Below are 11,616 nucleotides of genomic sequence, written 5' to 3' on the forward strand. Positions count from 1 at the left end.
GCGAAGTGTTTTAACCGATTGCGGCGAAGTTTTTGCCAACGTGGCAGACGAAGGGTACCTGCGGTTCTTCCCGTACGACGCGCCCTACGAGAACCAGCACGAGGCGATGGACCGCATCTACAACTCGCTCGCCCGCGAGCAGGACGTCCTCTTCGAGGGGGCCTGCGGGACTGGCAAGACCCTCTCTGCGCTCGTCCCTGCTCTCGAATACGCCCGCGAAACGGGCAAAACCGTCGTCATCACGACCAACGTCCACCAGCAGATGCGTCAGTTCATCGCCGAGGCGCGGGCGATTACGCGCAAAGAACCGATTCGCGCCGTCGTGTTCAAGGGCAAACGCTCGATGTGCCACATCGACGTGGGCTACGAGGAGTGTCAGGTGCTTCGGGACACCACCCGCGAGTACGTCGAAACCGAGCAGGACAGAGAGCAGTTAGAGGACCGCCAGCAGGAACTGCTCGAAGCCAGCCAGTCGGGCGAGGAAGGGGCCGCAGAAGCGAGAAGCGCCGTCATGGACGAACTCGAAACCCTCGGCGACGACCTCGCAGACCTCGAATCGAACGTCTGTGAACACTACTACAACAACCTCACCGCGGACACGAGCGAGTTCTTCTCGTGGCTGTTCGCGGACGTGCGCACCCCGGACGACGTGTACGACTACGCAGAGCAGCGAAAGCTGTGTGGCTACGAACTTCTGAAGGAGGGAATGGAGGGCGTCGACCTCGTCGTCTGTAACTACCACCACCTGCTTGACCCGATGATTCGCGAGCAGTTTTTCCGGTGGTTAGACCGCGACCCCGAGGACATCATCGTCGCCTTCGACGAGGCGCACAACATCGAGGACGCCGCCCGCAAACACGCCTCGAAGACGCTCACCCAGAACACGCTCGACCAGGCGCTCGACGAACTCGAAGACGCAGACGACCCGCGCAAGCAACCGGCGAAGAACGTCATCGGAGCGTTCCGCCGGGCGCTCGAAAACGTCCTCGACGACAACCTCAGCTACGGTGAGAAAAAACGCATCAAAGAGAACTGGAAAGACGTCACCATCGCCAACGACGACAGGCGCGACGATCTGACGCTCGCGTTCCTCCAGCAGTATTCCGGACAGGGCATCTCACAGGACCTAGAGCAGGCACAGGCGCTCGGGGCCGCGCTGGACCAGACGTACGAGGACAACTACAAGAACGGCGACACCACCACGCGACAGGAGTGTCAGACCCTGCAGGCCGCCCGCTTCATCGCCCTCTGGATGGAGGAAGGCGCGAAAGGCGGCCAGCATCCGGTCCTTTCGGTGCGGCGCAACGAACAGACAAACGAGGTGTACGCCCGCGCCGAACTCTACACCTGCATCCCCCAGCAGGTCACCCGGACGCTGTTCGAAGAGGTTCACGCGAGCATCCTGATGAGCGCGACTCTGCGCCCGTTCGACGTGTTCGAGGACGTGGTCGGCCTCGAAGACCCGGCGACGATGGCCTACGGCCTCCAGTTCCCCGAAGCGAACCGCCGCACGTTCGCCGTGGAGACGCCCGCACTGTTTTCGAGCGAGCGCGACAACCCCGAAACGCAGGCCGAGATTGCAGACGTGCTCAGAGACGCGATTCGGATGACGCCCGGCAACACGCTCGTCTTCTTCCCGAGTTATTCGGAGGCCGAACGCTACTTCGGGATGGTGAACGGAACGGTGGACGCGAAACTGTTCCGCGACGAGCCTGGCCAGTCGGTCGAAGAGATGCGAAAGGCGTTCTCGAGTCACGACCACGCCGCCCTCTTTACCTCGCTCTGGGGAACCTTGACCGAGGGAGTGAGCTTCGACGGCAACGACGCCCGCTCTGTCGTCGTCGTCGGCGTCCCGTACCCGCACCTGAACGACCGGATGGAGGCGGTGCAGGCGGCCTACGACGCCGCCTTCTCCGACCGTGGCCGCGACGCTGGCTGGGAGTACGCCGTCGAGATTCCGACAGTCAGAAAGACCCGGCAGGCGCTCGGGCGCGTGATTCGGTCGCCCGAAGACTTCGGAGTGCGGGCGCTCGTGGATAAACGCTACACGGAGGCCGCCCGCCGCGACATGGGCAAGTACAGCGTGCGGGGGACGTTCCCGCCAGAAGAGCGCAGCGAGATGCTTGACATCGCGCCGGACAAACTCAAGTTCGCGATGCTCAACTTCTACGGAGACATGGACGCCTGGGGGCCGGACGGCCCGCCCGCACCCTAGGCCGGAAGCCGAATCCTGCTCGCGACCTCGCGGTGTTTCGCGTCGAACAGTTCCAACTGCGAGACGGTCCACGTTATCGGGTCGATGTCGACGTCGAGCGACCCGCCTCGCCCGAGCGTGATGTGTGGAGTGTAGTCGTCGCCTTCGAGGCCGGCGACCGGTTCGAAGGTCGCGGCGAGGCGCTTGTGGAGTTCGACGAGGCCGGGGCTCTCGATGGCGAGGTAGACGACCGGCCCTGGGCCGCGAGGCGGTTGCTCGAAGGAATCGATGCCCGTCACCCGCGCCTCGAAGGCGGGTGCGCCGGCGAGCGCCTGCCGAAGACGCGATTCGAGCGTGTAGAAGTCTTCGTCACCCAGCCGTTTGACGAGCAGTGTGTGGCGCTCGCGGACCCGGTCGAAGCCCACGAGCTGTGGAAAGAGGTCCGCGGCGAGGCGCGAAACCTCACCGGGAACTGGAACGTTCAGGCTGTACACTCAGATAGTGTCGAGGAACCAGAGAACGATAAGCGCGATGATGATGAGGCCCATGATAGAGCTCATGAATTCGAAGGCGAAATCGAGGACACTGAGGACGATTTCGAGGACGACCCAGACCACGACGAGGCCCAGAATGAGCTTTAGCAGGTCCTCTACGTTTATCGAACGGAGTGCATCTGACATAGTCAACGTTTCTCACGATTAGATAAAAATTCTCCGGGAAATGAATGTCAGCGTGAGTGTTCACGGTGATGAGATGGCAAACGACAGTCGGGTTCCCGGGAGAAGTCAACGAAAGATTATAATGAACGATGACGTACGACTACGCGAACGGACGAGTTACCATGGTACAAGTCGAATCCCTACTCCTGCCGTTGTTGATGGGGGTGTTTCTGGCTGGCGTCGTCGCCTACCTCCTTCGCAACGGACCAGTGCGGTCCCTCTCGACGCCGGACCGCGACGTGACGACCCGTCTGACCAACTTCGCACACCATCCCGCGACATGGGTGCTCGGCTTCCTCGTCCTCGCCGTGGGCTTTGGCGGCGGCATCATCCTCTACATCAGCGACGATATGGTGTCGTCGGAGGTCAACCAGGCCGTCGGCATCGTGCTGGCCGTCGCCGCGGTCGGCACGTTCGCAGGATTCCTCTTTTCTGGCGTGTACGGCTCTGCCCGCGCTCGCGGGTTGACCAGTGCACAGGCGACGATGGTCGGTGGCTGGGGCATCGCGCTCCTGTTTCTCGGCGCAATCGTCCTGAAACTCGTCACCGCCGGGTGATTCACACCCGGCCGGGCCGCCAGTACAGTAGCGTCGCAGCGACGAGGAACGCCGCCGTCGAGATGTCGAGTGAGTAAATCGACGCGGAGGCGAGCAGCCCGGCCGACCCACCGACGCCCGCGACGAGCGTGGCGAGCAGGGGGAAGCTACAGGCGAGACAAGAGACGAGGCCAAACACGGCCGAGACGGCGGCGCGGGTCGCATCGAGCAACGTGACGTAGAACAGGTAGGCGAGTGCGAGGTAGCCGATGACGCGATACGGGATGAACGAGACGTGCCCCCACGGAGCGGTGTAGAAGACTCGCGGGCCGAAGCCCGGAGCCGACATCGTCAGTTGAAGGCCGCTCGGCAGGTGACTGTGACCCACCTGGAGCGCGGCGATTTCGACCAGTCCCGTGAGGAACGCGAGGACGAAGAAATAGACGCCCGCGATGCAGAGTGCGAGTATCCTGACGGGGCGAGTCGGCCGAATCGGCTTCGCGTGGACGACGGCCCAGAGACCCACGTTGATCCAGAGAAACGGGTAGACGAGGTAGCGATAGCTGCTCACGGTGGTCGTCGGCAGGGTGAGGTAGGCGAGCACCGCGAGGAGTTCGATGGCAAACAGCGCCGCCCAGAACGTCACGCCCATTGGCAAGGCGCGGCGGGCCTGTGCGACCGTCGGCGTCATGTAATCGAGTACGACGCCGCGAGCGTCAGCGCGAGCGCGGCAAGCAACCCGATGAGCACGACCACGGTCACGGCCCGCGGTTCGGTCAACAGGTGCTGGTAGTAGCCCGCGACGAACAGCGCCTTCACGAACGAGAGGACGATGATGACCGCGAACGCCGTCCAGTAGGCGAGGCCGGCGAATTCGATTAACACCTGTGCCGTCGCCATCACGAAGAGGACGACGTAAATCGCTGCGTAGAGTTTTGTTGAGGTCATATTTGTTCACCTACAGGATGTAGAACAGCGGGAAGAGGAACAGCCAGACGATGTCCACGAAGTGCCAGTACAGCCCGAAGTACTCGATGGACCGGCCTTCACCCATGTACGCCCCCCGCCAGGTGCGTGCGAGCAGGTAGAGGATGATGACGAGGCCGACGATGACGTGGGCCGCGTGCAGTCCCGTCGTCAGGAAGAACGTCGAGGTTCGGACGTTCGTCGAGAGCCAGAGTCCCTCGTGGAACAGTTCGACCCACTCGATACCCTTGTTGATGAGGAAGCCAATACCGAGCAGGAACGTCGCTGTAAGGGCGGCGAGCAGGCCGCGGCGACTCTTCTTGTGGGCGGCCACGAGCGCGAGCACGATGCTGAAACTGCTCGTGAGCAAGAGGTAGGTGTTCACCAGCCCCGGGATAGGGTCGTGGGGAACTGGTTCCCACTCTACCCAGCCGAAGGCGACGCGGATGAACACGTACGACCCGATGAACGCGCCGAACAGGACGACGTCGGAGGCGAGGAAGATCCAGACCCCGAGTTTCGTGTTCTCGATGTTGGCGAAGGGCCAGCGCTCGCCCATCGGTTCCGCTGGGCCGTGGAACTCCTCTAAACCCATGTACACGAGCGCGGCGAGGCCGAGGACGAACCCGGTGACGCCGACGACAACGTAGAAGCCCCCGGCGAAGCCCGGTTCGAGTTCGCCCTGATGGAACCCGGAGAGACCGAGGAACGTAAAGAACGCCGCGACGCCGATGACGAACGGCCAGATGCTCGCGTGGCTCGCGTGGTGGTCGTGGGCATCGACGACGCCGCCGTCGGTGACCTCACCGCCGTCGGTCGCCTCGGGCGTCTTATCGAAGGTGAGGATGCCGGAGCCGTAACTCGGCGTGCCGGGGAAGTTGTCGAGCGGTGGCGGCGAAGAAACGGCCCATTCGGCCGTCGTCGCGTACGTCCACGGGTTGTCGTCTGCCTTCTCACCCGCCCAGAGGCTCGTCGTGAGGTTGTAGAACATCACGAGGAACGACGCTCCGAGGATGAAGCCACCGACCGTCGCGAGCTGGTGCCAGGTGATGAGCGCGACGTTGTACTCGAAGACGCGCCGGGGGGTCTCCCACGCGATGAACATCGGGAAGTAGAGCAGGTTGAACCCGACGAAGTAGAGCACGAAGTGGACCTTTCCGAGGAACTCGTTGTACATCCGCCCACTCATCTTGGGGAACCAGTAGTAGAGGCCGCCGAACAGTGCCGTCACCCCACCGACCATCACGTAGTGGAAGTGAGCGACCACCCAGTAGGTACCGCGGAACTCGTAGTCGAGGACGACTGCGCCGAGGAACACCCCGGTGATGCCGCCGATGATGAACAGCAACAGCGCCCCGAACGAGAACAGGAAGGGCGTCGTAAAGCGTATTCTCCCCTTTATCATCGTATAGATGAGCGCGAACACCATCAGGTCGAACGGCAGCGAGATGCCGATGGTGGTCGCCATGAACAGCGTCTTAATCTGGAGGTTAATCGAGGTGAGGAACATGTGGTGCATCCACACCATGAAGCTCTGGATCGCGACGAGCACCATCGCGGCGATGAACCAGCGTCGACCCACCAGCCGTCGGCCGGTGAACGTCTGGAACGTCTCTGCCATCACGCCGAGGGCGGGGAAGAAGACGATGTACACCTCGGGGTGACCGAAGAACCAGAACAGGTGCGCCCAGAGGACGGACCCCGCCGGGTTGTCGAAGAAGTACGTCGTCCCGAGCAGGCGGTCAGAGAGCAGGATGATGAGCGCCGCGAGCAGTGCCGCGAACGCGAACAGCATCATCCAGACGGTGAGCAGGATGGTCCAGGAGAAAAGCGGCATCCGCCGGAGGGTAAGCCCTTTCGCGCGCATCCGGTGCATCGTCGTGAGGAAGTTCACCGAGGAGACGGTGACGGAGGCGACGAACAGCATGAGCGCGAGAATCGCGGTGCTGGCCCCGACTTCGGGGGTGAACACCGGCGCGTTGAGCGGGGCGTACATCGTCCAGCCGCCCGAGAACGTCCCCTCCTGGAAGAACGAGACGCCGAGCAGGAGGCCCGAGGCGAGGTAGAGCCAGTAAGAGAGGGAGTTGAGTCGCGGGAAGGCGAGGTCTTTCGCCCCGAGTTGCAGCGGTACGACGTAGTTCGCAAAGCCGAACGCGAGCGGCGAGAGGAACCAGAACACCATGATGAGGCCGTGCAGCGAGACCGTCTGGTTGTACGCCGACGCAGAGAGGATGCTCGGGCCGGGCGTCCACAACTGCACGCGGATGAGCAGTGCGAGGATGCCCCCGAACACGAGGAAGAACAGCGCCGTGACGGTGTAGAGGATCCCGATGTCCTTGTGGTTCGTCGTGACGAGCCAGCGTTTGACCGAGGAGGTGGGCGGGAGCCCCGTCTCTGTCTCTGCGGGTTCGAGGTCGCGCTCTGCGTCCGTCGTCGGCAGGCCGCCGTCGGTTTCCACCCCGTTCGCCTCGTCAGTCGTCGGTCGGTCGTCGAATGTCATGCAATCACCTTCGCAGTCGTCGTCTGATTTGCGGGCGTCGTCTCATTGGTCGCCGTCGTGTTCGCGTACCAGGCGTCGAACGCGGCGCGCTCCATGACGATGATGTCAGCGCTCATGGCCGAATGACCGGTGCCACAGAGCTCGAAACACTCAGCGCGGTAGGTTCCCGGTTCCTCTGCGAGCCCCCAGGTCGTCGTCTCCTGACCGGGGATGGCGTCAGTTTTCACTCGCAAACCGGGAATGCCAAAGGCGTGGAACACGTCCTCAGATGTCACGACGAACCGGACGCGCTGGTCTTCTGGAATCCGGAGTTCGCCCGACGTCGTGTGGCCGTTTGGATACTCGAACTTCCAGCCGAACTGGAAGCCGGTGACCTTCACGACCATCTCGTCGTTCGGTTGGGCGGCCGCTGGCTGTTCGACGAACAGGAGCGTGCCGTAGGTCCAGGCAATGAGGGAGAGAACGATGACCGAACTGAGGAAGAACGAGAGGAAGAGTTTCCGACCGCCGCCACCGCCGGTGGGGAGTTCGCCGAGCATCGGCCGGTCTACGGCCTCGTCCGTGCGCCCCGGCGTGTCGCGGTACTTGTACGCGTTGTAGAGCATGTATGAGATGACGACCACGCCAACGAGCGTCCCGAGAACGAGAAACACGAGGAAGATTTGCTGGAAAACGTTGGCTCTCGTACCACCTGGAATTAGCCCACCGGGACCCCCGTTGAGGAAGATGCCGAGGACCGCTGTCACCCCATTCATTGTCACAATCGATTATTACATTGATTTTACCACACTTATTGATTTCGGGGGACAGCACCAATCTGCGGTCGTTTCTGACAGTGTTCGCCCTGTAAACTGGACGCACGTGTAGTTCAGTCGGGGCAGGCAGGCGAACACTTTTGCCAGTTGTCGTGCAATGGAACCCCATGGCTGACAATGACACTCAATATGTTCCGGAGCTATCGGACGACCTCTCGGAGACTGACTTCGACCGGTTGACCGGTGTTATTACGGACGGGTTCATCGGTGCCATCGGCGGACTGGTCGGGACTGCCGTGATGACGGTGGTGCTGGTCGTGGCCGCGAGCCTCGGCGCGTTCGAAATCAACCAGTTCGCCTTGTTCGCTTCGCTGTTCGGCGCGGACTTCCTGCTCCCGAACAATCCGACCGCAATCGGGTACGGGGCGTTCCTCATCGGCGGGATGGTGTTCTGGCCGCTGATGCTCGCCTCGCTCGGCGCGTATCTGCCCGGCGAGAAGTACGCGACGAAGGGCCTCTCCTTTGGTTTCGTCCTCTGGACGGGCTTCGCGCCAGCGTTCTACACTGGCTTTGGCGGCCTCGCGCTCGCGCTCTACCTCCTGTTGACGCTCATTGGCCACTTCGCCTACGGATTCACGCTCGGGTCGGTGTTCGACTACTTCTCGACCCGGCCAAGCACGCTCGTCTGAACCCGCAACCTTTTTGTACGACACCCCCAAGGAATTCAACACATGCAACGGACTGCCGTCGTTGGCTCACGCGTCTCTGTGAGCACGGCGTCCGTCTCCTTCTCCGTGCGACCGCGACCGGGCCTCTAGGCCCTTAATCACATTTCTCCATCGTCCGGTTCGCATCACGTCCTCAGAACTCACAACCGCTGGTTCTGAGCGTCATCACCCATCGTACACACCACACCAATGACAACAGAATCCACCAAAGTCGCCCTCGCCTTCTCCGGCGGGCTCGACACGACCGTTTGCGTCCCACTGCTCGAAGAAGAATACGGCTACGACGAAGTCGTCGGCATCACCGTCGACGTCGGCCAGCCAGCAGAAGAGTTCGCGGAAGCCGAAGAGACCGCAGAAGCCCTCGACTTAGAACACTACGTCATCGACGCGAAAGCCGAGTTCGCGAACCTCTGTCTCGACTCCGTGAAGGCCAACGCCGACTACCAGGGCTACCCGCTCGGCACGGCGCTCGCCCGCCCGATCATCGCCGAAGCCATCCTCGAAAAGGCCCTCGACGTCGGCTGTACCGGCATCGCCCACGGCTGTACGGGCAAGGGCAACGACCAACTGCGCTTCGAGGCCGTCTGGCGCGAATCAGACCTCGAAGTCATCGCCCCCGTCCGCGAACTCGGCCTCACCCGCGAGTGGGAAATCGAGTACGCAGCGGAGAAGAACCTCCCCGTAGAGGGCGGCAACGAGGGCGCGTGGAGTATCGACACGAACCTCTGGAGTCGCTCCGTCGAGGGCGACGACTTAGAGGACCCCGCCTACATCCCACCCGAGGACATCTACGAGTGGACCACTGCGCCCACTGGCGAGACAGAACTCGTCGAAATCGAATTCGAGAACGGCTATCCCGTCGCCATCGACGACGAGGAGATGGACGCCGTCTCCGTCATCGAGTACCTGAACGAGTTCGCCGGGAAGTTCGGCATCGGCCGCACCGACATGATGGAAGACCGCATGCTCGGCCTGAAAGTGCGCGAGAACTACGAGCACCCCGCCGCGACGGTGCTGCTCAACGCCCACGAGGGCTTAGAGCAACTCGTCCTCACCAAAGAGGAACGCTCGTTCAAGCAGCAAATCGACGCCCAGTGGTCCGAGAAGGCCTACGAGGGCCTCGTGAACGCTCCGCTCGTGAAGGCGCTCGAAGGCTTCATCGACACGACCCAGGAGCGCGTCACCGGCACGGTGACGGTGAAGTTCCAGGGCGGACAGGCCCGCGTCGTCGCGCGCGAGAGCGAGTACGCGGTGTACTCTGAGTCGGCCGCCTCGTTCAACACCGAGACGGTCGACGGCATCACGCAGGCCGATGCGACGGGCGTCGCGAAGTACCACGGCTTCCAGTCGCGCCTCGCGAACTCGATTCTCGCGGAGGCTAAGCAGGAAGCACCCACCCCGATGGCGGACGGCGGCGAGGACCAGTGAAGATGGTAGAGGAGTTCGCAGACGGTGACGTCGTTCGGCGGGAACGCTTCAGCGGCGGCCCCGCCCGCGGATTCCTCTCCTCGATGGACGCAGACGCTCGCATCTTCACCGCCGACCTCGAAGTCGACCGCGCCCACGTCCTGATGCTCGCAGAGCAGGGCATCATCGACGAGACGGAGGCGGGCCAGATTCTGCAGGCGTTGAACGTCGTCGAAGTGGAGGGCTTCGCGGCCCTGCCCGACGGCGAGGACATCCACGCCGCCATCGAGACGGCAGTCATCAACCAAATCGGTCCCGTCGGCGGGAAGATGCACACCGCACGCAGTCGCAACGACGAGGTAGCGGCGTGCATCCGCCACCGCTTCCGCGCGGACCTGCTCGATGCCGCCGAGGCGACGCTCGCGTTCCGCGAGGTGCTCGTGGAGGTGGCCGAGAAACACGCAACGACGCTCATGCCCGGATTCACGCACCTCCAGCCCGCCCAGCCGACGACGGTTGGTCACTACCTGCTCAGCTACGAGCAGGCGCTGTCACGGGATACAGCGCGTCTCATGGACGCCTACTCGCGTGTAAACCAGTCGCCCCTCGGCGGGGCGGCCTTTGCGGGCACTCCGTTCGACATCGACCGCGAGCGCACCGCGGAACTGCTCGGGTTCGACGGCGTCCTCGAAAACTCGATGGACGCCAGTTCCACGCGGGATTTCCTCGTGGAGGGCGTGAGCGCCCTCGCGAACCTCGCGACGACGCTCTCGGGACTCGCAGAAGACATCGTCGTCTTCGCGAACAAGGGGTACGTCGAACTGTCTGACGACTACTCTTCGACGTCCTCCATCATGCCCCAGAAGAAGAACCCCGACACGCTCGAACTCGTCCGCTCGACGGCGGGCAACGCGAGCGCGGGCCTGAACGGGCTGCTCACGACGCTCAAGGGACTGCCCCGGGCGTACAACCGCGACTTACAGAACGCGACGCCCCACGCCTGGGCCGCCGCGGACGCCGTGCTCGAAGCGACGAACGTCGCCGCGGGCGCGGTGGCGACGGCGACGTGGCAAGAGGAAACACTTGCTGCTGAGGCGGGGGCCGGGTTCTCCACGGCGACCGGCGTCGCGGACCTGCTCGCGATGTCCGGCGTCCCCTTCCGCACGGCCCACGAGGTCGTGGCGACCGCCGCGGAGGAGGGCCAGGACTACGAGACGATCGCGGCGGCCGCCGAGGACCTGCTCGGCGCGCCCCTCACGGACTATGTCTCCAAAGAAGCCGTCGAGGGGGCACTCGACCCCGCACAGAGCGTCGAGAGCCGTGATTCGCAGGGTGGGCCTGCCGTGAAGGCGGTCACTTCCCAACTCGAGACGGCCACTGACGAACTCGAATCAGACGGCGAGTGCGTAGCGTTCCACCGCGAGAACCTCCAGGAGAGCCACGACGTACTCCACGACGAGGTGAGCCAGTATGCTTGAACGACCGCCGTCCCCTCGAGGGGCGAATAACACATCTGGAATTTGATAATGCGAATTCAGAAAACGCGAATATTGCCAGTTCGTTGCGGTTAGACGGCAGTCTGTTCATTATTTTTCCTTGACAAGTTCGATGGATTTATAGGGGTTCGGGGAGGAGGAGCAACCACCATGGCAGAATGTGTCGAATGTGGAGCCGACGTGGCGCTTCACGACGACTTGGAAGTGGGAGAGATCGTCGATTGTACAACCTGCGGAGCCGAACTCGAAGTAGTGGACGTAAACCCGCCAGTCCTCGAGAAGGCCCCCGAGCTGGAAGAGGACTGGGGGGAGTAA

12 protein-coding genes are annotated in these 11,616 nt (G+C 62.9%); 6 read left to right on the forward strand and 6 right to left on the reverse strand.

Annotated features, from left to right (window positions below; translation table 11 throughout):
• Window positions 1-40 precede the first annotated feature (40 nt).
• Entirely contained in the window at window positions 41-2,215 is a 2,175-nt protein-coding gene (locus tag P1M51_RS14710; protein WP_369685308.1) for an ATP-dependent DNA helicase, read from the forward strand.
• Here the strand turns inward: P1M51_RS14710 and P1M51_RS14715 are convergent.
• Complete coding sequence (locus P1M51_RS14715) at window positions 2,212-2,688, reverse strand: 2'-5' RNA ligase family protein (protein WP_276245918.1); 477 nt, start codon at window positions 2,686-2,688, stop codon at window positions 2,212-2,214. The genes P1M51_RS14710 and P1M51_RS14715 overlap by 4 nt on opposite strands.
• The gene (locus P1M51_RS14720; RefSeq protein WP_276245919.1) at window positions 2,689-2,874 is read right to left on the reverse strand and encodes a hypothetical protein; all 186 of its coding nucleotides are present in this window, start codon (window positions 2,872-2,874) and stop codon (window positions 2,689-2,691) included.
• A gap of 161 nt (window positions 2,875-3,035) precedes the next feature.
• Here P1M51_RS14720 and P1M51_RS14725 point away from each other — a divergent pair, with 161 nt between their 5' ends.
• Window positions 3,036-3,470 (forward strand): hypothetical protein, encoded by a 435-nt coding sequence (locus tag P1M51_RS14725; RefSeq protein ID WP_276245920.1) that lies wholly within the window; start codon window positions 3,036-3,038, stop codon window positions 3,468-3,470.
• Window position 3,471: 1 nt separating this feature from the next.
• On the opposite strand, the gene P1M51_RS14730 is transcribed toward P1M51_RS14725, so the two are convergent.
• From P1M51_RS14730 to coxB, 4 genes are read right to left on the reverse strand one after another with little or no spacing between them, the layout of a single operon-like run.
• The gene (locus P1M51_RS14730; protein WP_276245921.1) at window positions 3,472-4,140 is read right to left on the reverse strand and encodes a hypothetical protein; all 669 of its coding nucleotides are present in this window, start codon (window positions 4,138-4,140) and stop codon (window positions 3,472-3,474) included.
• A complete protein-coding gene (locus tag P1M51_RS14735; RefSeq protein ID WP_276245922.1) occupies window positions 4,137-4,397 on the reverse strand; it encodes a cytochrome C oxidase subunit IV family protein in 261 nt (86 codons plus the stop codon). The genes P1M51_RS14730 and P1M51_RS14735 overlap by 4 nt, the downstream gene beginning before the upstream one ends.
• 10 nt (window positions 4,398-4,407) lie before the next feature.
• On the reverse strand, window positions 4,408-6,915 hold the full coding sequence (locus P1M51_RS14740) for a cbb3-type cytochrome c oxidase subunit I (RefSeq protein WP_276274660.1): 2,508 nt from the start codon (window positions 6,913-6,915) through the stop codon (window positions 4,408-4,410).
• Entirely contained in the window at window positions 6,912-7,670 is a 759-nt protein-coding gene (gene coxB, locus P1M51_RS14745; RefSeq protein WP_276245924.1) for a cytochrome c oxidase subunit II, read from the reverse strand. Before coxB ends, P1M51_RS14740 begins: the two co-directional genes overlap by 4 nt.
• Before the next feature lie 167 nt (window positions 7,671-7,837).
• Here coxB and P1M51_RS14750 point away from each other — a divergent pair, with 167 nt between their 5' ends.
• From P1M51_RS14750 to lysW, 4 genes are all read left to right on the forward strand, one after another.
• Window positions 7,838-8,359, forward strand: a complete 522-nt coding sequence (locus P1M51_RS14750; RefSeq protein ID WP_276245925.1) for a DUF6789 family protein — start codon at window positions 7,838-7,840, stop codon at window positions 8,357-8,359.
• A gap of 228 nt (window positions 8,360-8,587) precedes the next feature.
• The gene (locus tag P1M51_RS14755) at window positions 8,588-9,826 is read left to right on the forward strand and encodes an argininosuccinate synthase (protein WP_276245926.1); all 1,239 of its coding nucleotides are present in this window, start codon (window positions 8,588-8,590) and stop codon (window positions 9,824-9,826) included.
• A gap of 2 nt (window positions 9,827-9,828) precedes the next feature.
• Entirely contained in the window at window positions 9,829-11,283 is a 1,455-nt protein-coding gene (gene argH / locus P1M51_RS14760; RefSeq protein WP_276245927.1) for an argininosuccinate lyase, read from the forward strand.
• A 168-nt stretch (window positions 11,284-11,451) separates the two neighbouring features.
• Complete coding sequence (lysW, locus tag P1M51_RS14765) at window positions 11,452-11,616, forward strand: lysine biosynthesis protein LysW (RefSeq protein ID WP_276245928.1); 165 nt, start codon at window positions 11,452-11,454, stop codon at window positions 11,614-11,616.

Origin of the sequence: Haladaptatus sp. QDMS2 (genome assembly GCF_029338295.1) — an archaeon.
Classification (GTDB): Archaea; Halobacteriota; Halobacteria; order Halobacteriales; family Halococcaceae; genus QDMS2.

Bases quoted from the DNA above. Each gene is read 5' to 3' on its own strand.
- P1M51_RS14720 (WP_276245919.1), bottom strand. From the start codon at position 2,874: ATGTCAGATGCACTCCGTTCGATAAACGTAGAGGACCTGCTAAAGCTC.
- P1M51_RS14725 (WP_276245920.1), top strand. From the start codon at position 3,036: ATGGTACAAGTCGAATCCCTACTCCTGCCGTTGTTGATGGGGGTGTTT.
- P1M51_RS14730 (WP_276245921.1), bottom strand. From the start codon at position 4,140: ATGACGCCGACGGTCGCACAGGCCCGCCGCGCCTTGCCAATGGGCGTG.
- P1M51_RS14735 (WP_276245922.1), bottom strand. From the start codon at position 4,397: ATGACCTCAACAAAACTCTACGCAGCGATTTACGTCGTCCTCTTCGTG.
- P1M51_RS14740 (WP_276274660.1), bottom strand. From the start codon at position 6,915: ATGACATTCGACGACCGACCGACGACTGACGAGGCGAACGGGGTGGAA.
- coxB (WP_276245924.1), bottom strand. From the start codon at position 7,670: ATGAATGGGGTGACAGCGGTCCTCGGCATCTTCCTCAACGGGGGTCCC.
- P1M51_RS14750 (WP_276245925.1), top strand. From the start codon at position 7,838: ATGGCTGACAATGACACTCAATATGTTCCGGAGCTATCGGACGACCTC.
- P1M51_RS14755 (WP_276245926.1), top strand. From the start codon at position 8,588: ATGACAACAGAATCCACCAAAGTCGCCCTCGCCTTCTCCGGCGGGCTC.
- argH (WP_276245927.1), top strand. From the start codon at position 9,829: ATGGTAGAGGAGTTCGCAGACGGTGACGTCGTTCGGCGGGAACGCTTC.
- lysW (WP_276245928.1), top strand. From the start codon at position 11,452: ATGGCAGAATGTGTCGAATGTGGAGCCGACGTGGCGCTTCACGACGAC.